Genomic DNA, 21,351 nt, shown 5'->3' with positions numbered 1-21,351 from the left:
TTATGAAACATTTTCAAATATATTTAATTGTTTTGGGAGTTGTTTTAACTGCTTGTAAATCAAATAAAAGCCTGAATACGGTTTCTGGAATTGAAGTACAAGGTCATAGAGGCGATCGCGGTAATTTTCCAGAAAACAGCATCCCTGCTTTTATAAGTGCTGTTGAAAAAGGAGTCGATGTAATTGAATTAGATGTGGTAATAAGTGCCGATAAAAAAGTGGTTGTTTCGCATGAGCCCTATATGTCTTCGGTATATGTAACTGCTCCAAATGGAAAACCAATATCAAAAAAACAGGAACATTTGTTTAATTTACATACCATGAATTACGATAGCATTTCTAAATTTGATATTGGTTCAAGAGGAAATCCTAATTTTTTAAAGCAAAGCAGAATTAAAACATACAAACCTTTGTTGGCTGAAGTAATAGATACTGTCGAAAAGTATATTAAAAACAATCACCATAAACCTGTTCGGTATAATATCGAAATAAAATCCGATAAGAAAGAATATGGTATTAGTCAGCCACAACCAGAAGAATTCGTTGATTTAGTTATGGCTCTTTTAAAAGCTAAAGACGTTTTGCATAAAATTAATATTCAGTCTTTTGATCCCATGCCATTAAACATTCTTCGGAAAAAATATCCGTCCGTTACAATAGCCTTATTAACTAGTAAACCCAATATTGAAAAAAATTTAGCACAATTGGATTTTACCCCCGAAATTTATAGTCCGCACTATAAATTAGTTACTAATGCTTTTTGTGATTCATTAAGATTAAAAAAAATAAAAATCATTCCTTGGACCATTAATGATGACATTGATATTCAAGATATGATAGAAAAACATGTTGACGGTATCATAACCGACTATCCGGAACGTGTTATTAGTAAAATGAAATAAAAAAGAGTTGCTTTTAGATAATAAAAGCAACTCTTTTTTTTAACTAAATTTAATTTTAGAATTCAATCCATAAAAAAAGCAGCCCTAACCACAGGCTGCTTTTTCAAATCAAACTTTACTAACTATTTAACCAAAACCTCAATTAAATAACACTATCGTGAGGCAACTGTAGTGATATTTGAATTGAAATTATCTTTATATACTTCCGAAATAGCTGCTTGTGACAAGTATGTTGCGTTATCTGCCACAGTAATTTCGTGAATTACTTTTTTGTTTTCGTTTTCAATTTCTAAAACATAACCTCCAGCAGGAAATTCTTTAAAATTGAATGTTCTTAATATACCTTCTTCAGTACCTTTTGCATTTTCGCTGTAAATTAAATTACCTTCTTTGTCATAAATAGAAAGTTTGGCTTGTTTCACTCTGTTTAATGAAAAAGTTACCTGACTTCCTTCTTTTTTAATTACATGAAGTTTAAAATCAATACTACCATTCCCATCTACTGCATACGAATTTACTCCTGTAAATAATAATGCGCATACTAAACTTAATTTTAAAATCGTTTTCATAGCTTTTCTTTTTAAATTAATTTCTTAGTTCTAATTCGCTGAGGTAAAATTACCTCAAGGGAGGTTAAAATAGTACAACGATTTTTTCTTATTTATATGCTAAATTCTCAATAAAGAAAACGTTTTAGTTGATTTCTTGAATTATTGTCGGTGTATTTTAAAATACCATGAAAATAATTTAATGTTTTGTTAATGTAGCTTAAGTTGGTTTTTATCAATTATATAAAAAAAGCGACTCTAAAATGAGCCGCTTCCATCGTATAAATGCTACTAACTATATTAGTATAAAAAATGCTTTTTGTTTATCTAGAAGCAACGTTTGAATTACTTTCGTTAATATTGTTTTTGTAAATTTCAGTTACAGCATTACGAGATAAAGAAGCCGAAGATGAAGTTACCGTAATTTCATGAATTACTTTTTTATCATTGTTTTCAATTTCTAAAAAGTATTTTCCTGCTGGAAATTCTTCTAAACTAAAAGTTTTTAAAATTCCTTCGCTAGATCCTACTGAATTTTCAGAATAAACTAAAGTACCGTCTTTTTCATAAATAGATACTTTCGCTTTTTTTACATGATTAAGACAAAAGCTAATTTTGTTTTTATCGTTTTTAATAACATGAAGTTTAAAATCTCCATTTCCACCCTCTGCATAAGTAGTTACTCCTGTAAATAATAATGCACACACTAAACTTAATTTTAAAATCGTTTTCATAGCCTTAGTTTTTTTTATAATTATTTGTTCTAATTCGCTGAGGTAAAATTAGAACAAACTACTCGCTAAGAATGTTTCGTATTTTTCTAATTTGTGTGCTAAATTCTCAATAAAGAAAACGATGTAGTTGAAATAATGCACAATTGTATGCTGTTTTGATAAAAATATTAAAGATTGTTTAATGCTGAATTAAGGTTGAGCTTACGTTTTTTTAACGTTTATAAGCTAAAATTAAAGCTTTTTTTTAAATGTTCCTTTTTGAAACTTTTTTAAAAATAGCATTCTTTTTTTTATTCCTATAAAAAATACAGTAATATGTTTTTTTAGGCCTATTTTTTTAATTATTTGATAAATTCTTAAAATTGAAAACGTTATAGGTTAAAATGAATGACAATTGTAGCTGATTTTGTTAATTTTGTAAAGAATTTTAAAAGAATTGTCATGAGGACAACAGCTCCTACTTTAGAAATTATCAATCACTCTTTTGGAAACTCATTTTCGTATTCGAAACAAGAAGGTAACGCTAATTTGAAACCTAATAATTGGCATTATCACCCCGAAATTGAATTGCTCTATATTAATGAAGGTTCTGGAAAAAGACAAATTGGTAGCCATGTTTCCGATTTTGAAAATGGCGATTTAGTCTTAATAGGAAGCAATTTGCCGCATTGTGGACTCGGAAATGTGGATTCTTCAAAAGTAGCATCTTCTACCATTCATATCAAACATGATTTTTTAGGCAATGAGTTTTTTGACAAACCCGAAATGAAAAATTGCCACAATCTTTTTAAACAAGCCAAATCTGGATTGGTGTTTACCGGAGAAACCAAAATAAGTGTTGGAAAAAAAATTGAAGCTATGGAAAATCAATCGCCTTTTCAAAGATTGATTTCATTATTGACTATTTTAAATGAATTGGAATTTTCGAATGAATTTGAATTGTTAAACGCCGATAGTTTTTCGTTACAAATGCAAGTGCAAGACAACGATCGAATTGATGTGGTTTTCAATTTTATTAAAGATAACTTTCAAGAACCCATTTCTTTAGAAGAAATTTCTGGAATGGTAAGCATGACGGAGCCATCTTTTTGCCGCTTTTTTAAAAAAATCACTAACAAAACCTTTACCAATTTTGTAAACGAATACCGTTTGGCCCATGCTTCTAAATTATTGGCCGAAAAGTCAATAAGTATAAACGAAGTTTGTTATGAAAGTGGTTTCAATAATTTTAGTCATTTTAGCAAACTTTTTAAAGCCTATACAGGTAAAAGCGCCATGCAATACCGTCAAGAATTGAAAATGGTGATTTAATTTTAGTCGATTTTCTTTTTTTGGTTCAGTTTTTGAAATACCTTTATATATGAACCATAAAAATGTAATACGATGAAAAAGATACTTACTCTTTTAGCAATAGTTGGATTTATTGCTTTTACAAGTTGCGAAGGTCCAGAAGGACCTCCAGGAATGCCTGGACAAGACGGACTTATTGCCGAAGTTTTTGAAGTTAACGGGGTAACTTTTGACAATGCAAATTCCTACAGTGTTTTCGCCGATTTGAATCCTGCCATTTATTCGGGCGATGTTATTTTAATTTATAGATTAAAAGGTGTAGAAAATGGCCGAGATGTATGGTCGCCAATACCCGAATCCTATTACTACGATGATGGTACGCTCTATTTTAGTTATAAATTAGATTTTACACAAACCGATATTAACCTATTTTTAGAAGGTTTTAATCTAAATACAGTTCCAAATGATTTAAGAGTAAACCAAACGTTCCGAATTGTAATTGTTCCAGGAGATGATGGAATTAACGCTAAAAAGGTTTCGAAACCCGATTATTCGGATTATTACCAGGTCATTCAAAAATACAATATTGATGACAGTAAGGTTAAAAAATTAAATTAAGCTATAAAAAAAGGAAATCGTGAGATTTCCTTTTTTTTATTATTTCTTCGGATTGAATTTCCAATCAAACTCATCTTTGTTGTTGATGATGGCTCCTAATTCAAATTTTACAACTTCATTAAATTCGGTTTGCAAAATAAACCAGTTTTCTTCGTTAAAATAATTTTCAAATGTGTCAAATTCTTCTTGTGTAAACTTGGTAATTTGTTTTGTAGCCAAATCTTTTTTTACATCGGTAATATTTCGACCAATTAATTTAAAACCAAAAACGTCCAAAGCCTCACTTGAAGCCACAATATATCCCAATTTTAAATCTTCTTCTTGGTAAAATGTCAAACGCATTTTGTGTTTATTGTATACAAAAATAACGTTGTCGTCCTCGTCTTTATAATTTTTATCGGGTTTTCCTAAAACATTCGAAACATCGTTTTGTTTCATGCCAAACACCAACGGATCAATTCCAAATTTTAAATTTATTTTCATATACCTGTTTTTAAATGTAAATTTCGTAAAGTTTTTAAACTTATATCAGTTTTTACGAAGTAGTTTTTGTGCGTGACCACAAGGGTCGGGCTTTACGCTACAATCTTTTTGTTTAAAAAAAACAAAAAGGATTTTCGCTGCAATCCCTCACGCATTTTGCAATGTTCTATTTAGTTTGTAATTTCTGTTTAAGATTTTCTTTTACAGTACCCAACCATTCCTCACGCAAAATACTTAATACAATCGAGTCACGTCTTGAGGTGCCTTCTCCTGTAGGCATGTTGCTTCGCAAGACGCCTTCAACCGTGCAACCAATACTTTTCATGGCAGCAATACTGCGTTCGTTGTTGTTATCGGCACGAAATTCCACTCGTTCCATGTTTAGGATTTCAAATGCAAACTGTAATAACAAAAATTTACAATGTTTATTTAGGCCTGTACCTCGAAAGTCTTTTCCATACCAAGTATAACCCAATTGCAAAGTTTGATTATGAAATTGAATATCATAAAAACGCGTGCTTCCTGCATATTTTTGTTGTTTTTTGTCAAAAACAATAAATGGAAATTGTGTTTGCAATTGTTTGGCATGCAAAGCCAATTTGATATAATGGATTAGATTTTCTTTACCATCGGCTTTAATCTGCGAATATTTCCAAGTTTCGGGTTCATTTTCAGAAATGGATAATAAATGTGCTACATCGGTTTCAAGTAGCGGACGTAATTGTACAAACTCATCTTCCAAGATGATATTTTGCTCAAAAAAAGTGTTCATTCGAGTTATAAAACCATTTTAATTTTCGTCTTCGTACATTTCGTCATATCGGGCTGGAATTTGCGGGTCGTACAATGCACATTTAAATTCTTCCAATGTATTCACTAAAGTATCCATCGTTTTCCCTTCTGTTCCGTAACAATCAATTTTGATGCTTTGCGGAGTAGCAATTACCTGAAAAGCGCCTTTTCCGTTGGGATTTTGCCAACTGTTTTCGTCTACTTTTTCCCATTTTGAAAAAACAGAAGCAATTCGATTAAAAATAACGGTTACCGGTAGTTCTTCTAATCCGTCGATGTTTTTTTCATCCAATAAGGCTTCATAAACTTCTTGATGATTCAAATAAACATCGTCAAGGTATTTCCAAAAAACCAATTCGTACATGACCATTAAATTTAAAGGTGAATAAAATATTGAAAAGAGGTTTTTCTTTAGAAATTAACGGTTGGAACGCAGATAACGGGATTAGCTCCTAACCAAATTAATATTCAAAAACGCCGTATTCGCTTGTAATGGTTAATTTTTTATGTGTTGCTGTTTCTACGCGACCCACAATTTGAGCATCAACATTAAACGATTTTGAAATGTTTATAATGTCTTGCGCTATATTTTCGGGAACATAAATTTCCATGCGATGTCCACAGTTAAAGACTTGGTACATTTCTTTCCAATCAGTTTTAGATTGTTCCTGAATTAATTGAAACAAAGGAGGAACTGGAAATAAATTGTCTTTTATGATGTGTAAATTTTCAACAAAATGTAAAATTTTAGTTTGTGCACCTCCGCTGCAATGCACCATTCCGTGGATGTCATTAGGTGTATAGTTATCTAAAATTTTCTTGATAATAGGCGCATAGGTCCTGGTTGGCGATAAAACCAATTTTCCAGCATCAATAGGGCTGTTTGCTACGGCATCGGTTAATTGTACTTGACCAGAATAAATCAAGTCTTCGGGAACAGCCGCATCAAAACTTTCGGGGTATTTTTTGGCTAAATAATTACCAAAAACATCATGTCGAGCCGAAGTTAAACCATTACTTCCCATTCCGCCGTTATAACTTTTTTCGTAAGAAGCTTGTCCGAAAGAAGCCAATCCTACAATAACATCACCTGCTTTAATGTTTGCATTGTCAATTACGTTGCTTTTTTTCATTCGAGCAGTAACCGTAGAATCTACAATAATAGTACGCACTAAATCGCCTACATCGGCAGTTTCTCCTCCAGTTGAGTGAATTTTAACCCCAAAAGAGTCTAATTCGTTAATAAGTTCTTCTGTTCCGTTAATAATGGCCGAAATTACTTCACCTGGAATTAAGTTTTTATTGCGCCCAATAGTTGATGAAAGCAAAATATTATCTGTAGCACCTACACACAATAAATCGTCAATGTTCATGATTAAAGCATCTTGAGCAATGCCTTTCCATACCGAAATATCTCCGGTTTCTTTCCAGTACATATAAGCTAAAGAAGATTTTGTTCCAGCACCATCGGCATGCATAATCAAACAATAATCCTCATCTTGGGTTAAATAATCAGGAACAATTTTACAAAAAGCTTGTGGAAATAAACCTTTGTCAATATTTTTTATGGCGTTATGTACGTCTTCTTTGGATGCTGAAACTCCGCGTTGTGCGTACCTTTTGCTTGTATCTGAACTCATAAAATTTGTGTATGTTGCTTTGTGATGCAAAGATAAGCAGTTTTTTTAATTAGGGGTTGTAATAAGCATAGGGAATAAAAAAATTCCAAAGGAAATAGTATTTTCTTTGGACTTTTTAGTTAATTGGTTAGTGGTAAAGATTGTTTTGTTATTCCCAATCAGGCATATCGTTTCCGGAAAAAAGAATAGTTCTAGAATCCGTTTTTCCAATAGTTGTTTTTACAACATTTTGAATAGATAAACCATCATTAGATGTATTTACAAAAATGAGTTCTGCTTCGCTTGGCGAATAGCGTACGTCTAAATCATTGGTTCCCGATGGTTTTTCAGTTATAATTTGATAAGAAGTTAAAGTGGCAAAATTGTATTCATAAATGCGGGCATCAAGCTGTCTGTACATTGGGTTTTCGTAACCTGATACATCACGTGTGTAAACTAATTTTTGTCCGGTAACCGAAAAATTCAAACCGCCAAATGCGCCACTTTGCCCAGAAATAACTTGATTGGTTATTACTCCGGTTGTGTTAATGATATAAATTTCGACATTATAACCGTTGATATCGTTGACTTTTAGTACAATTTTTGTTCCATCAGCGCTCCAATCACATTCCGAAATAAATTTTCCATTGGGCGTTTGAAAAACTTTTCGAAGACCACTACCATTACTGTTTATTTCATATAATTTATCAAAATTGGGGTAAATGAGTTTATCACCCGATTGATTCCATGAAAAACCAATATAGTTAGAATTAAATCCCGCTATAGGCACCGCATTTGTAATTTGAGTTTTACTTGTTCCATCTGCATTCATCATAAAAATATGATTTTGTGCTCCCACAGATTGAATAAATGCTATTTTATTCGATAAATTGTTTTTGCGTGGGCGCCAACTATTCTTTTCAGTACTTGTAATTTGAAATGTTTTTTGCGTATCATCTCCCGCATAAATAACATTATTATCTCCTATTTTTTTGACCATCAGGTAACGTGTATTTGGGAATGACATGGTTGAAAAAGTAAAAACAGAACTTAAAACGGCTGTACTTTTATCATCTGTAACGGCTACTTGCCAAAAATATTTAACGCCATAAGATAAATTGGTCAGTTCTAGTTCTTTTTCGGTTAAATCAGAAAAAATGGTAATGTCATTATTAGCGCTATTTCTAACCGTAACGGTAAATTTTAAAACATCATTGTTGGCGTCGGTAGCTTCCCAAGATAATTTAGTGGTAATACTTTGATTAAGGGCGTTGTCTAAAGGAGATACAGCTGTTGGAATTGTTGGAGCTGTATTTGGCCCTGTGTTTTTAGACATTTCAAAAACCACCTCGCTAGCTAAGCCTTCGTTAACTGTTACAGATTCAAATTTGGTTAAATAGTCGTCTTTTTGAGCTTGTAAGGAATATTCGCCTACCTTAATATTACTAATTGTGAAATTTCCGTTTTCGTCTGAAAAAACAGTACTAGAAGTAGGACTTGAAAAAATCTTTACATTTGCTAAGGGTTCGAATGTGTCACTAGAAACTACTTTTCCTGTTACGGTACCGAAAACAGTATCGCTTCCGTCAATTTTTTCTTCACTGCATCCAGAAAAGACAGCGATAAAACTAAAAAACAGTATGGCATATATTAGATGTTTCATTAGATTGTTTTTTTAATTGATTTAGGGATAATTAAAACAGTTTACTTCTTTTTTTTCCTAAATAAAAGGTGAGTCCTAATCCGAATTTATAATAATAGTCGTCTCTAACTCCAGTTTCGATATAATCGATATTATCCGAAAAATTGATGTTGTATTCGCCAAAAAGTTTAAGACCAATCCTATTGGATAATAAATATTCTAAACCAGCTCCAAATTGTACTTTACCGTGTGTGTTTTCAAATTTTCGGGTAAAACCATATCCACCACCGCCATAAACAAAAGGTGAAAAATTATCTCTAGGAAGTAATAACCATTCCATATTTAAGTCGGTTGTAATATAGCCTACATCCAAATTATTTTTATTGGCTAACTTTAATACATTGGTTGAAGCCGATAAATTAATGCTTTCCGAAAGAAAATATTTTAAAGCACCTCTACCAAAAGGTCGGGCAAGCGGATTGGCATAATCTCCATCCATTAAGGTAGTACCTCCTGTAATTTCAATACCAAATTTGGTTCTTTTTGGGTCTAAAACTCGGCCGTACATGGAAGACTTATCAGCTAGCTCTTTCTCTTTGTCGTAGGCTTGAATTTTAGCATCTACTATTTCTTTAGCGTCCGTTGATTGAAGAATCCCTTCTTTTAAACCTTCCAAAACCAAAGATTCAACTCCTTTTTCTATGGCTTCTGTTACCGCCATGTGAATAGGCTCGTTGGTTGTATAACCTGTTTCAATTTCTAAAAGTCGTTTAAAATTGACATAGCGAAATAAACTTTCGTCAATAGCTTGCGATAATATGGTTTTGGATATGTAAACTGATTTTAGAATTTTTCCGTTTGAAGTAGAAACCATTCGTAAATATATCGTAACACGATCTTGTCGGTATTTTACCGAAGCACCAGCACCAAAATAACGAGCACCAAAGCCTCCAGTAATAATATTTGAGTCGTAGGAAACAATGCCTCCTTCTAATAAAACACCTGCATACAAAAGTGGAGAAATTTGTGGCGCATTGGGGTCGGCATCTTTGACATATTCTTGGCGAGTTGAACGAATTAAGTTTCTTTCTTGTAATAAGTTTCCAATATTTTCTCGTTCAATCGGAATAAACCAATTGGAATCTTCCAGAGCTTTAATTAATATAGATGTTGCTCCCTGTGTAACAGCTGTGCTAAAGCTGCTTCCGTTTTCTAAGGGTTTGTATTGTCCGGTTTGGTCTCTAAATTTATAAACCCCAACTACCACTTTATCTTTGGGTTTTGGAAGGTCTTTTAATAAAGATGTGGCGGGGGTTCCTTCGCCAATTACAGCCCGTTCTACTCCTGTAGGTTGGTTGTAATAAGCGCCACAACTAGATAAAAATAAAAGTAGAAATAATGAAATGTAGGTAGAAATTTTCATGCTATTTTTTTGGAATTATGATTTGGGTTTGCTCTCCTGTGGCTGTGTCTAAAATATTTACAGACAAACCATCGGAAGAGGGGTAAACATCAACAGCATAAGTTCCAAAAGTATAAGAGCCTTCAGATAAGCCATCGGTTCCAAATTGTTGCCGATACAATTGACTCGAAATTTGGCTTAACAATTGCGAATTAAGACTTTCTTTAAAACGTTCTAAGTCTGTTTTTTCTTTAGTTGTTTCAGTGGTTTTGTCTTTTAGTTTGTTTTGATTTTCGGCACTACTCATCAACCATTGATAGTTAAAAGTGTCTCCACCAAAAGCAGGATTTACTGGTTTGTAAACTAATGCTTGTGCTTGAAGTGCAGATACTCCAAAAAACAGAATTAGTGTGGTGTATAAAAATTTCATAATAAAAAAATAAAATTAATATTGAGTGAAATATTTGCTTTCCTTTTCTTTTTCCTTCAAATAATAATAAGTTGCATTGATGGCTTCGTCTGAAACCGCTTCTAGAAATTCGTCATCAGGCCGGGTCAAAAACTCATACACTGTTTCATTTTCAATGGTGATGGTGATTTTGGTATTTCGAGCAAAGCTATATTCTTCGGTAATCACTATTATTTGTGCAGCATTTATTCCGATATCATTGTATTTGTAATAATACTTATCGTAAAAATCTTTCCCCATTCGTGTTTTGGTATCGTCAGAGATGATACCTCTCATGACAAAACTTTGATCAGGATTGACTGCTTTTAAATCCTCTTTTTTTTTTCATTTTCATCCCCTCCAAATACCAGACGGTCTTTGCTGATAATTTGTTGGTTTTCATCATAAAAAAGTAACAGTACAATTACTTCATCATTTTCGGAAAGGTTAATTTGAGAAGTTGATAGCTTTTTTTTCTCCAAAGGTTGTAATGTAAACAGACCTTCTTGCGAATTATTGGATTGATTCTTACTCGATTTGTTATTTTTTATTATGGATAATTTATACGAAGCACTTTTGGTAATCTGCGTTTTATTTTCGGCTGTACCGGTTAACTCTAAATTTCCTTCAATAGTTTGTACTTCAATTTTGGCTTTTACTTCGTCTTGAACCACTTGAGCTTGGGTTGTTAAAAGACAAAAAAATAGTAGTACTAGAAGACCGTATTTTTCTAAAAGCCTCATTTCATTCTGTTTTTATTTATTAATTAAAATTACTTTGGCTCCGTTTGTATTTTGTGTAATTTTCATGTCCTCCGAAATCGAATTGGTGCCAAAATTCTCGATTTTTTGATTGTCCCCTTTTTGAATCATTTCCATATTTACATCGCGGTGAGTATACAAGGTAAAATCGGTTATTTTATTGTTATTGCCTTGCTGAACAATGTTTTGTGTAATTGATTTAGCATTTTTTACCAAAAGGAAATCATTATTATTACCTAATTGGGTTGTTGCCACTTTGGTAGTTTTCGCTTTAAGAATAGCAGTTGCCGTATTAAAATCGCCTATTTGCTGTATGAGTACACCTTGCTGCAATTGTTGATTTAATTGTTTTTGTTCGGATTTAGCCATCTTTGAAACAATACTTAAAGATGAATTTTTAGAATCAAAAACAGCTGAACTGTAATTTTTAAATTCAGGATTTTCTTCTTTGTTGGATTGAGCATGTAAAGCAGTAGCCCAAATAGATAACCCCAAAAAAACGATATGGAATTTATAAGTTTTCATTTTTGCTGGAATTAAAGTTTTTAAAAAGAGATAGCCAGTTAGGACTATCTCTTTTTTATTTTCAATACTAATATTGTGATTAGTTTGATTGAGTTACGTTAGAAGTGTTAGAATTTCCTTTTTGAAATACTAAACTAGCTTGATTGTTACCTGTTTGCGTTAAATTAGAAGTATTATACTTTCCAATTTGCCCCATGTTGTCTATATGAGATGTTCCTGTTTGTGAACTCCAAGCTTTATTATGATTTCCATATTGTAAATGAACAGATTTATTCCCTTCTCCCTCAGAAGCAGTTCCAGAATTTTGAATTTGAGTTGATTCATTGTTGGTTCCTCCTTGACTAGCATAAGCAACATTGTAGTTACCTTTTTGATTTTGTGTCGCTGTGTTGCTTTCATGTGGAGTAACTAAGGCATCCGTAGGAGTTCCACTATTGCTAGTTACAGCATCTATAAAACCTTGTTGATCAACTGTAAAATTAGTTTTTACTGATGCTAAAGTTGGAGCTGTTTGGTCATATGCTGTTGCAGATGGACTTCCTGAGCCTGCAGCTCCAGTTGGTCTCCAGTTACCAGCGGTTCCTTGGTCAATTACGGCAGTATTGTTGTTTCCTGTTTGAGTTTGATAAGCATTATCATTACCCTTTGTAGCGTTTGGAGCTCCTGCGACTTGATCTTGCCAAATTACAGCAGAATTAGAATTACCAATTTGTTTTTGATCCGCTAAATTGCTAAAATTATTTTGTGATACCCAAGATCTATTCAATTCTCCTTTTTGTTTTATTGTTGATTCATTCCAAGAAGAGCTAATAGAAGTGTTTGGTAATACACCTTGACGTACAACAGCGGCATTTTGCATACCATCTTGGGTAACACTAGATTGTTGATGATCACCTAATTGATAGGTATCTTGACTGTTTTCTTGAGCAAATCCTATTGCTCCTACAAATAGCATCGCTGAGACGCTTAAAACTACTTTTTTCATAATAAATATATTTAATTGGTTATTAATACAACTTATCATGTAGGTAGTGAGTGGATTTGGGAATCCTGTAATTTTTTGTGAAATTTTTTATCTTTAATTCATTTTTGTCCTATCATTTATTTCATTTTCACAAGTCAAATTTAGATAACTTTTTTCGAACGTACCAAGTAAAAACACCTGTTTTATTCAGAAAAAGGTGATTTTTCGATGAACTGCTGCACAATCCCGACGAACTACTTATCTGACAAAATTTAGTGTTAAAAAAAATAAACATTTAAGAACTTTTATTTCATTTTTATAACATGAAATAGAGTGCAATAAAAAAATCAGGTCGTTTTGGAATTTCCAAAACGACCTGATTATGCCTTAAAACGGATTTGATTTTTTAAAATTGAATATTAACTTTTAGGAGCTGGTTGTTCTTTATAAACTTCAATTTCAAAAATTAAAGTGGCATTTGGCGGAATTACTCCACCAGCGCCTCGTTCGCCATAAGCTAAATTAGAAGGGATGTAAAAAATACCTTTATCACCGTAATTTAGTAAGCTTAAAGCCTCGGTAAACCCAGGAATCATGCCATCTTGACGACCAACAGGAAAGGGAAACGCACTGTACCCGCCTTGTGCGGCACGGTTGTTATCGTGTTTGCCATACGCAGTTGCAATCTCTTCTTTACTGCTATCAAACAGCGATCCGTCTTCAAAATAACCGGCATAATGAAAATAAAGTGTGCTACCCTCTGCAGGTTTTTCGCCACTTCCTTTCGACGTTATTTTATACATTAATCCAGTTGGAGTAGTAGTAGCTGTTTTTTTGCTTTCAGATAATTCGGTTGCTTTTGCCGTAATAACGGGAGCGTATTTTAATTTATATTCTTTTTCTTTCTCCAAAGCTAAAGCGGCTGCTTGTTTTTTCTTTTCTTCTGCTAACAAAGCTTCTTTTTTTTCATCTTCCGCTTTGTTCTCATAATAGGTGGTAAATATTTTTTTAGCATCGAATTTTTTAGCGTCGCTTCCTTTTCGCGTAATCGTTACTTTGGTGATGACATCATCCATTAAAATTTGGTTGACAACATCCATTCCTTCGGTAACATGTCCAAAAATAGTGTGTTTGTCATTTAACCAAGGGGTATCTTTATGAGTTATAAAAAACTGACTTCCGTTGGTTTTAGGACCCGAATTGGCCATCGCTAAAATACCTCCTTTATCAAATCTTAATGCGTCGTTGAATTCATCTTTGAACGAATATCCAGGACCACCAGAACCATTTCCTAGCGGATCACCACCTTGAATCATAAAATCGGCAATAACACGGTGAAATTTTAATCCGTCATAAAAAGGTTTTCCTTTTAAATCAGAAGTGGTTACATACGGATTGTTACCTTCTACTAAAGTTATAAAATTGGCAACGGTAATAGGACTTTTTTGGTATTCAAGTTGAAGTAGAATCGTCCCTTTATTAGTTGTTATGGTTGCAAAAAGTCCATCTGTATTAACTTTCTTTTTGTTGGTTTGAGCTTGAAGCGACAATGTAGTAATCAAGCTTAAAAGTATGATTTTGAGTTTCATGCTTTTTGTTTTAGTTGAATTTTAAATGTTATTGTTGAGGTGCTTTTTCTAATAATTCAATTTCGAAAATGATATTAGCATTTGGTGGAATAACGCCATTTCCGGCACCCGTAACACCGTAGGCTAAATGAGTAGGGATAAATAAAACGGCTTTGTCACCAAACGAAAGTTGTTCGATTCCTTCAATAAACCCAGGAATCATTCCGTCTTTTCTGCCTGCTTGAAATGGAATTGGGTTGTATTGTCCGGCTGCTGCTCTCGCAGGGTCTAATTTCCCAAATTGTTCGGCAACACTTGCCATACTGGTATCAAAAAGAGTTGCATCTTCTAAAAATCCAGCATAATCAATAAATAATTGTTGTCCTGTACTTGGTTTTTTGCCAGTTCCTTTTTTAATAATGGTATACTGTAAACCTGTTTTGGTTTTGGTTGATTTTGCTTTGGTTTCTGCTAAAAAATTTAATTTTGAGTCAATAACAGCTTTGTATTTAGCCGTGTATTCTGCTTTATTTTTAGCTTCTAAATCTTGTTGCGCTTTTAAAGCTTTTGATTCTTCCTTAAAATAATCACCAAATACTTTTACAGCATCAAATTTTTTAGCGGCTTCTCCGTTTCGAATAATAGTAACAGAGATTAATAAATCATCTTGGTTGATTTTGTTTACCACTTCCATTCCGTTTTCTACAACATGACCAAAAACAGTGTGTTTTCCTTGAAGCCAAGGTGTTGGTACGTGGGTAATAAAAAATTGAGAGCTATTGGTTGCCGGTCCGTTATTGGCCATGGCGAGAACTCCAGGGTTAGAAAAATCCAAATCGGTGATTTCATCTTTAAATTTGTAACCCGCATCACCAGATCCTGTTCCAAGTGGGTCACCCGTTTGAATCATAAAATCGGGAATAACACGATGAAATTTTAAACCGTTAAAAAAAGGTTTGTTTTTAAGTTCCGGATGTGTTACAAATTCATTTTTACCTTCGGCAAGTGTCACAAAATTGGCTACTGTTATAGGCGCTTTTTTATAATCTAGCGCTACAATAATATTTCCTTTACTGGTTTCGATGTCGGCATACAAACCATCGGGCAAATTGCTGTGTTTGTCTTTACAGGAATAAAAGGCAGTAACTAATAATAGTAAAATTGCAATCTTTTTTTTCATTTTTAAAATATTGAAAGTTAATTTAGGGTGTCGTTTACAGGAGCTTCGGTGGCTACAGGAGCTGTTGTTGTAGCTTGTGTTTTTGGTTGTCCTGTGTATTTTTTATACGTGTTTTCAGAAACAAAATTGGTTAAAGTTACCGTGCAAATAATGGGTTGGTTTACGCCAATTTTTTTATTATCACCATGATAACCGTAGGCAATGTGCGAAGGAAAAAGGAAGTTTATTTTTTCTTTTTTATGCATTAATTTTATTCCGTCTCGCAGTCCCATCATGATTTCTTCTTTGTCTACATAATAAGTTTGCGGACGCAATTCCAATTCCGAATAAATGATTTCGCCTTTTAGATTTTTTATTTCGTAAGTAAAAAAAGCAACATCTCCTTTTTTTGGAGTAAGCGTATCGGTTGTGTTTTGGATATCATAATAATACCAATAGCCTTTTTTAGAAGCGATATAATCAATTTTTGGATTTTTTTTGATAATTGCCTTTATTTGATCTTCTTCGGTAGCGACTAATTTCTTATTTCGTTCTACCGATTGTTTCATAAAACTACCCGACGCTCTAGAAATGGGTTTTCGAGCTCCTTCTTCTTTCTGGCAACTTCCCGAAAGAAAACTTACAAGCAGTACTAAAAAGCTTATTTTGTAATAATTAAATGCCATTTATTGTATATTAAGATTGGATAATAACGCTTCAAATTTAGTTATAGTGTCTTCCATAGAAAGTGTGGATTTTCCTCCAGCTGCATTTTGATGTCCACCACCGTTAAAGTGCATTCTAGCAAATTCGTTTACATCAAAACTGCCTTGTGAACGGAATGAAATTTTGATAATTTTTTCGTCTTTATTTTCGATAAAGATAGCGGTAAAATGAATTCCTTTCATGCTTAAACCGTAATTTACAATTCCTTCAGTATCACCTTTTTCGTAATCAAAAGCATCTAATTCTGTCTGTGTTAAGGTAGTATAAGAGGTTTTGTAATTGCGAAAAACTTTCATGTTTTGCAAAGCCCGACCTAATAACTGCAATCGACTAAATGAATTGTTATCGAAAAGCAAAATTGGAATTTGAGTATTCTCAACGCCTAAATCAATTAATTCGGCAATAATGCGATGGGTATTTCCTGTTGTTCCTGGAAATCGGAAAGAACCCGAATCGGTTAAAATTCCAGTGTAAATGCAGGTAGCTATGGTTTTGTCTAAGGCAAATTTTTGATCCATAAAAACGATAAAATTGTAAATCATTTCGCAGGTAGAACCAAAAGAAGTATCCGAATAAGTATAAGCCGCATAATCATCCGGTTTCTGATGGTGATCGATCATAATAAAAGGCGCATTCATTTGGGCCAAAGTATGTTCCATTTCGCCTGTACGATGCAAAGCATTAAAATCGAGCGTGAAAATTAAATCGGATTCTTTTAAAATTTCGGTACACAAAGAAGTTTCGTTTTCGAAAATTTTTAAGGTTTCAGAACCTGGAAGCCAAGCTAAAAAATTAGGAAATTCATTAGGAGCTATAACGGTTGGTTCGTGATTGAATTTTTTTAAAAAATGGTATAAGGCTAATGTAGAACCCATTGCATCGCCATCTGGACCTCGATGTGGAATTATGGCAATTTTTTTTGGAGTTGCTAAAAGCGCTTTAATAGCTTGGATGTCTTCTGTTTTCATGTGTGCGAATTTACATTTTTTTGTGGTAAACCTGAAAACATTTGCAAGATTAACATCCTTTTAGAAATTACAGGTTTTTTAAATTTCGAATCCTTAATTTTTGGTAAAAAGTATATTTTGGTCCCAACACAATTTGCGATTGATAAATACCGACTGTTCCCGAGGCAAAATATGCAATAACACACGCAATACCAACATATAACGCGCAAGAAATACCAAACAATTCAATACCCATGATAGTGCAGGCAATTGGAGTATGGGTGGCACCCGAAAAAACGGCCACAAATCCCATTCCAGCCAAAAGTGCAATAGGTAAAGGAATAACAACGGATAAAGCGCTTCCTAAAGTGGCACCAACAAAAAACAGAGGAGTAACTTCGCCGCCTTTAAATCCTGCTCCTAAAGTGAAACTGGTAAATAGAATTTTTAATAAGAAATCAGGCCAATCACTTGTAGTTTTAAAAGCTGTTACAATTGTGGGAACTCCTAAACCTTCGAATTTTTCAAAATTAAAATTTAAAAATACCAGTGCTAAAATGAAGCCGCCAAGTAAAGGTCTAAAAGGAGGGAAGTTGATTTTTTTGAAAAGGGAATTCCAAAAATGAGTACCTCTAGAAAACAACATTGCGGCCAAGCCAAATAGTATTGCGGCTGCAACGGAATAGCCCGTGAGGGATAAACTTAAAGGAGGAACAAAAGGAATTTGATAATGGGTATGCGCAACTTGCCACATTTCGACAGTATAATAGGCCGCATACGCAGTAATAAAACTAAGTGGAATAGTCTTGTAATTAATTTTACTGAAATAAACCACTTCAACTGCAAAAATAGCCCCTGTTAGAGGTGTGCCAAAAACTGAGGCAAAACCAGCACTAATTCCTAAAATAAGAAGTGTTTTCCTGTCGGAAATGCTGAGTTTAAAAAAACATTGAAATTGATCGGCAATGGCACCTCCCATTTGTACCGCAGTTCCTTCTCTTCCGGCTGAGCCACCAAATAAATGCGTTATAATTGTTCCAAAAAGTACCAATGGCGCCATTTTAAATGGAATTGTTTTTTGTGGCTGATGGTATTCTTCCAATAAAAGATTATTTCCTTTAACTACTTCTTTTCCCCAATAAAAATAGCTTAAGCCTACTAAAAATCCACCGAAAGGTAGCAGCCATATTATCCAATGGTGCGCGATACGAAAATCAGTAGCCCATTGCAAGGCAACTAAAAAAAACGCCGATGCTGAACCAGATAAAAAACCAATCAATAAACAGATAACGAGCCATTTGCAGAATAATAAAAAATGACGTTGTATTGCGGTTGTTTTTATCAAGATCAGAATCGGTGTTTGGTATTAAAAATTAGTGAACTACAGCTGTAAATTCAATTTCAACTATATAATCAGGAGAAACTAATTCGTTGATTCCGTAAAATCCTGTAGTGGGTTTGATATCTTTAAAAAATTGAGCATGTGCTTTTGCTACGTCTTCAAAAGTCTTGACATCGGTAGTAAAAATTCGAGTACGAATTACATCTTTCATGCCTACATTCAAATCTTCTAGAACTTTTTCTACTCGTTCCAAAATGTTTAAAGTTTGTGCATAAGCATCATCGGCTTTTACTTTATCGCCGTCAACTATAGCAACAGTTCCCGAAACTTCGATAATATTGCCAATGCGTACGGCACGACAATATCCCATTTTGTCTTCCCACGGAGATCCCGTTAAGATGTTTTCTCTTTTCATTTTTTGGTTATATTTTGTGTGTTTTTTATGAAAAGTAATAGCGTTTATTGTACTTTTCAAGGTTAAATTAACTGGGCGCAATTTAGGAAAAAATGTAATCTTAGCAGTTTAAAATAAAAAGAGATTGCAGCGTATTTGTTACGAATTTTCGTTTTCGTATAAGCGAAGTTTATTGTGACTTCGAATTAAATCATGTTGAAGGCAGTCAATTTTTTCGAGCAAATTGGCAATCACGTCAATTCCTTCGAAGTTTACTTGTAAATCATAATGAAGTCGCATCATTTTTTCAATATGAGGCAATTGCTCGTGAAGTAAAAATTCTTCATTTTCTTCCGAAACAATTTCAATTAATCCGTAATTGTTTAATTCGGTTATAAAATTTTGCTCTATATCGTGCAAAACACAAAATTGTTTGATGAGTATTAAGTTAGAATTAGCCATTTTTTTTCAATTTTGAAAGTTTTTGAATTGCTTTTTTTTCTTCTGCGCTTAGGTTTTTAGGCAACTTAATTTGATAAGTAATGTACAGGTCGCCAAATTCATTTTCTTGTTTGTACTTCGGAAAACCTTTGCCTTTTAGCTTTACTTTGGTATTGTTTTGCGTGCTTTCGGCAACCTTTACTTTTACAGCGCCATCAAAAGTAGGTACCTGAATTTCGCCTCCTAACAAAGCTGTATACAAATCCAAATCAACATTGGCGTACAAATTGGCTCCTTCTCGTTTAAATTGCGAGTCGTTAGGAATAGAGAAGGTAATGTATAAATCGCCATTTGGTCCACCATTTGCTCCTGGACCGCCATGATTCGGAATTTTAATTACTTGACCGTTTTCTACTCCAGCCGGAATTGTAATTCGAATGTTTTTGTCATTGACCGTTAAACTTTGTTTGTGTGTGGTATAAGCCGATTTTAAATCCAATTGCAACTCGGCATTGTAATCTTGTCCTCTAAATTTTGCTTGAGTACGTTTGCCTGCACTACCGTACATAGAACTGAAAAGATCCGAAAAATCGGCTTCCGAAAAATCAGAATAAGATTTTGAGGATTGCGAAGATTGCCTACTTTCTGAACGTTGTTGATTGGGATTGTAGCCTGCTTTTTCAAATTCTTCGGCATGTTTCCAGTCTTTACCATATTGATCGTATTTTTTTCGGTTATCTGGATTACTCAAAACCTCGTTGGCTTCGTTAATTTCCTGAAATTTACGTTGCGCTTCCTGATCATTCGGATTCAAATCGGGGTGGTATTTTCGTGCTAATTTTCGATAGGCTTTTTTGATTTCGGCTTCCGTGGCCGATTGTGTTATTCCTAAAATCGTATAATAATTAAGATCTGCCATGTTTATTAATTTTAAATAAATGCGATACTCTCAAAGTTATGTAAATTCTTTAAATTCAAGAAGTTTTGTAAAATGTTTTTGGTGTGCTTTTAAAAAAAGAAACTTAAAATGAGATTTCTAAAAAATGGATTTTTGCTTTAATTTGATATGGAAACCCGATTTTGTAAAATATTTAATTTTGTTTTAAGGATTTTTTTGGAATGTTTTTTGTTGATTTACTTTTTGAATTAAAAAAGAGAGGTTTTAGTGACCCAAATTATTTAAATAGTAATTTTGATTTTTAAAATACTTTTCAAAAATAGCTCCCAAATGAAGCAGATTTTACTACTGATATTTATTTTTTTTATTGGATTTACAGCTTTTGCTCAGTTTGAATCGAATACTAAATTTAAGCCCATTCCCCCAGCCAATATGGGAATTAAAACGAATAAAACAGTACCAAAAGCGCCCGAAGAAACGCCCAGTTTTGCTCCCGAAGTGCCTAGTATCAAAGCTCCAAATGTATATGATAGTAAAAGTATAATTTCCAATCAAAAGCCTTCCAATTCGAAATATAAGATTGGTGAAGAAAAAAACAACTTTACCATGTCGGTCGAAAATGATTTTGCCAATCCGGGTGATAAATACGTGCCTAAAATGGAAAATGATTTGGATAAAGCCTTACGAAGTGAAGGTTTAAAAGGAGAAAGAGGTATTTTGGTGAAACGCAATATTGATTTTGGTGAAATAAAAACCAAATCGAAATTTTTTATTGTCAAACTTCGCGATTTTGGTGCCATTGACGGCGATTTGGTAAAAGTCTCTTCCAATTCGAGAGTTTTGGTAGCACAACTTTTTCTGGAAAGTAACTTTAGAGAAATCAAAATTAATTTGGATAACGGTTTTAATAAACTCGATTTTGAGGCCTTAAACATAGGAACTCTTGGAGGAAATACGGCCGAAATTCGAATTTATGACGATCAAAATACATTAATGACCAATGATTATTGGGATAATTTAGCCGCCGGTTTCAAGGCTACAATTATGGTTATTAAAGAAGAATAATTAAAAATATGAATTATTTATAATCGTAATTTATTGATTTTTAGCAGTTTGATTAAAAAAGCATTTTTTTGACAACTCTGTTT

At 33.3% G+C, this 21,351-nt stretch carries 25 protein-coding genes; 4 read left to right on the top strand and 21 right to left on the bottom strand.

Annotated elements, in window-relative coordinates; all coding sequences use genetic code 11:
• Positions 1–2: 2 nt before the first annotated feature.
• The gene (locus tag I5M07_RS04985; protein WP_200105092.1) at positions 3–902 is read left to right on the top strand and encodes a glycerophosphodiester phosphodiesterase family protein; all 900 of its coding nucleotides are present in this window, start codon (positions 3–5) and stop codon (positions 900–902) included.
• A 152-nt stretch (positions 903–1,054) separates the two neighbouring features.
• On the opposite strand, the gene I5M07_RS04980 is transcribed toward I5M07_RS04985, so the two are convergent.
• Both I5M07_RS04980 and I5M07_RS04975 read right to left on the bottom strand, forming a co-directional pair.
• Positions 1,055–1,471, bottom strand: a complete 417-nt coding sequence (locus tag I5M07_RS04980) for a T9SS type A sorting domain-containing protein (RefSeq protein WP_200105091.1) — start codon at positions 1,469–1,471, stop codon at positions 1,055–1,057.
• Between the two features lie 302 nt (positions 1,472–1,773).
• Positions 1,774–2,184, bottom strand: a complete 411-nt coding sequence (locus tag I5M07_RS04975) for a DUF3244 domain-containing protein (RefSeq protein ID WP_200105090.1) — start codon at positions 2,182–2,184, stop codon at positions 1,774–1,776.
• A 441-nt stretch (positions 2,185–2,625) separates the two neighbouring features.
• Between I5M07_RS04975 and I5M07_RS04970 the strand changes: the two genes are divergently transcribed.
• Both I5M07_RS04970 and I5M07_RS04965 read left to right on the top strand, forming a co-directional pair.
• Positions 2,626–3,495 carry an AraC family transcriptional regulator gene (locus I5M07_RS04970; protein ID WP_200105089.1) on the top strand — a complete coding sequence of 290 codons (870 nt, stop codon included), beginning with the start codon at positions 2,626–2,628 and terminating at the stop codon, positions 3,493–3,495.
• Positions 3,496–3,567: 72 nt separating this feature from the next.
• Positions 3,568–4,092 carry a hypothetical protein gene (locus tag I5M07_RS04965; RefSeq protein ID WP_200105088.1) on the top strand — a complete coding sequence of 175 codons (525 nt, stop codon included), beginning with the start codon at positions 3,568–3,570 and terminating at the stop codon, positions 4,090–4,092.
• 39 nt (positions 4,093–4,131) lie between these two features.
• Here the strand turns inward: I5M07_RS04965 and I5M07_RS04960 are convergent, their stop codons facing one another.
• The 19 genes from I5M07_RS04960 to I5M07_RS04870 form a co-directional block, all read right to left on the bottom strand.
• Complete coding sequence (locus I5M07_RS04960; protein ID WP_200105087.1) at positions 4,132–4,575, bottom strand: hypothetical protein; 444 nt, start codon at positions 4,573–4,575, stop codon at positions 4,132–4,134.
• Between the two features lie 166 nt (positions 4,576–4,741).
• Positions 4,742–5,347 carry a GNAT family N-acetyltransferase gene (locus I5M07_RS04955; protein WP_200105086.1) on the bottom strand — a complete coding sequence of 202 codons (606 nt, stop codon included), beginning with the start codon at positions 5,345–5,347 and terminating at the stop codon, positions 4,742–4,744.
• 18 nt (positions 5,348–5,365) lie between these two features.
• Entirely contained in the window at positions 5,366–5,731 is a 366-nt protein-coding gene (locus tag I5M07_RS04950; RefSeq protein WP_200105085.1) for a hypothetical protein, read from the bottom strand.
• A 97-nt stretch (positions 5,732–5,828) separates the two neighbouring features.
• A complete protein-coding gene (locus I5M07_RS04945; protein ID WP_200105084.1) occupies positions 5,829–7,007 on the bottom strand; it encodes an AIR synthase related protein in 1,179 nt (392 codons plus the stop codon).
• 148 nt (positions 7,008–7,155) lie between these two features.
• The gene (locus I5M07_RS04940) at positions 7,156–8,649 is read right to left on the bottom strand and encodes a carboxypeptidase regulatory-like domain-containing protein (protein ID WP_200105083.1); all 1,494 of its coding nucleotides are present in this window, start codon (positions 8,647–8,649) and stop codon (positions 7,156–7,158) included.
• 31 nt (positions 8,650–8,680) lie between these two features.
• Positions 8,681–10,051, bottom strand: a complete 1,371-nt coding sequence (locus tag I5M07_RS04935) for a CsgG/HfaB family protein (RefSeq protein ID WP_200105082.1) — start codon at positions 10,049–10,051, stop codon at positions 8,681–8,683.
• Position 10,052: 1 nt separating this feature from the next.
• Entirely contained in the window at positions 10,053–10,460 is a 408-nt protein-coding gene (locus I5M07_RS04930) for a curli production assembly/transport component CsgF (RefSeq protein WP_200105081.1), read from the bottom strand.
• Positions 10,461–10,475: 15 nt separating this feature from the next.
• Complete coding sequence (locus I5M07_RS04925; RefSeq protein WP_200105080.1) at positions 10,476–10,775, bottom strand: CsgE family curli-type amyloid fiber assembly protein; 300 nt, start codon at positions 10,773–10,775, stop codon at positions 10,476–10,478.
• Positions 10,776–10,804: 29 nt separating this feature from the next.
• The gene (csgH, locus tag I5M07_RS04920) at positions 10,805–11,221 is read right to left on the bottom strand and encodes a curli-like amyloid fiber formation chaperone CsgH (protein ID WP_200105079.1); all 417 of its coding nucleotides are present in this window, start codon (positions 11,219–11,221) and stop codon (positions 10,805–10,807) included.
• Positions 11,222–11,233: 12 nt separating this feature from the next.
• Positions 11,234–11,764: a hypothetical protein gene (locus I5M07_RS04915; protein ID WP_200105078.1), complete on the bottom strand. Its 531-nt coding sequence runs from the start codon at positions 11,762–11,764 to the stop codon at positions 11,234–11,236.
• A gap of 79 nt (positions 11,765–11,843) precedes the next feature.
• Positions 11,844–12,749, bottom strand: coding sequence for a hypothetical protein (locus tag I5M07_RS04910; RefSeq protein WP_200105077.1), 906 nt, complete (start codon positions 12,747–12,749; stop codon positions 11,844–11,846).
• A 398-nt stretch (positions 12,750–13,147) separates the two neighbouring features.
• Positions 13,148–14,317, bottom strand: coding sequence for a peptidylprolyl isomerase (locus I5M07_RS04905; RefSeq protein WP_200105076.1), 1,170 nt, complete (start codon positions 14,315–14,317; stop codon positions 13,148–13,150).
• Positions 14,318–14,345: 28 nt separating this feature from the next.
• Positions 14,346–15,476 (bottom strand): peptidylprolyl isomerase, encoded by a 1,131-nt coding sequence (locus tag I5M07_RS04900; protein ID WP_200105075.1) that lies wholly within the window; start codon positions 15,474–15,476, stop codon positions 14,346–14,348.
• Positions 15,477–15,493: 17 nt separating this feature from the next.
• Positions 15,494–16,141, bottom strand: a complete 648-nt coding sequence (gldI, locus tag I5M07_RS04895; protein ID WP_200105074.1) for a gliding motility-associated peptidyl-prolyl isomerase GldI — start codon at positions 16,139–16,141, stop codon at positions 15,494–15,496.
• The gene (locus I5M07_RS04890) at positions 16,142–17,149 is read right to left on the bottom strand and encodes a DHH family phosphoesterase (RefSeq protein WP_200105073.1); all 1,008 of its coding nucleotides are present in this window, start codon (positions 17,147–17,149) and stop codon (positions 16,142–16,144) included.
• Between the two features lie 67 nt (positions 17,150–17,216).
• Positions 17,217–18,470 carry a voltage-gated chloride channel family protein gene (locus I5M07_RS04885; RefSeq protein WP_200105151.1) on the bottom strand — a complete coding sequence of 418 codons (1,254 nt, stop codon included), beginning with the start codon at positions 18,468–18,470 and terminating at the stop codon, positions 17,217–17,219.
• Positions 18,471–18,501: 31 nt separating this feature from the next.
• Entirely contained in the window at positions 18,502–18,885 is a 384-nt protein-coding gene (locus I5M07_RS04880; RefSeq protein ID WP_200105072.1) for a RidA family protein, read from the bottom strand.
• 138 nt (positions 18,886–19,023) lie between these two features.
• A complete protein-coding gene (locus I5M07_RS04875) occupies positions 19,024–19,326 on the bottom strand; it encodes a chaperone modulator CbpM (protein ID WP_200105071.1) in 303 nt (100 codons plus the stop codon).
• A complete protein-coding gene (locus I5M07_RS04870; RefSeq protein ID WP_200105070.1) occupies positions 19,319–20,224 on the bottom strand; it encodes a DnaJ C-terminal domain-containing protein in 906 nt (301 codons plus the stop codon). The genes I5M07_RS04875 and I5M07_RS04870 overlap by 8 nt, the downstream gene beginning before the upstream one ends.
• Before the next feature lie 309 nt (positions 20,225–20,533).
• On the opposite strand from I5M07_RS04870, the gene I5M07_RS04865 reads away from it, so the two are divergent.
• Positions 20,534–21,268 carry a hypothetical protein gene (locus I5M07_RS04865; RefSeq protein ID WP_200105069.1) on the top strand — a complete coding sequence of 245 codons (735 nt, stop codon included), beginning with the start codon at positions 20,534–20,536 and terminating at the stop codon, positions 21,266–21,268.
• Positions 21,269–21,351 lie beyond the last annotated feature (83 nt).

Source organism: Flavobacterium agrisoli (genome assembly GCF_016522065.1).
GTDB lineage: Bacteria > Bacteroidota > Bacteroidia > Flavobacteriales > Flavobacteriaceae > Flavobacterium > Flavobacterium agrisoli.
Note: the sequence above shows the minus strand (reverse complement) of the source record. Positions and strands in the feature narration are given on the sequence as shown.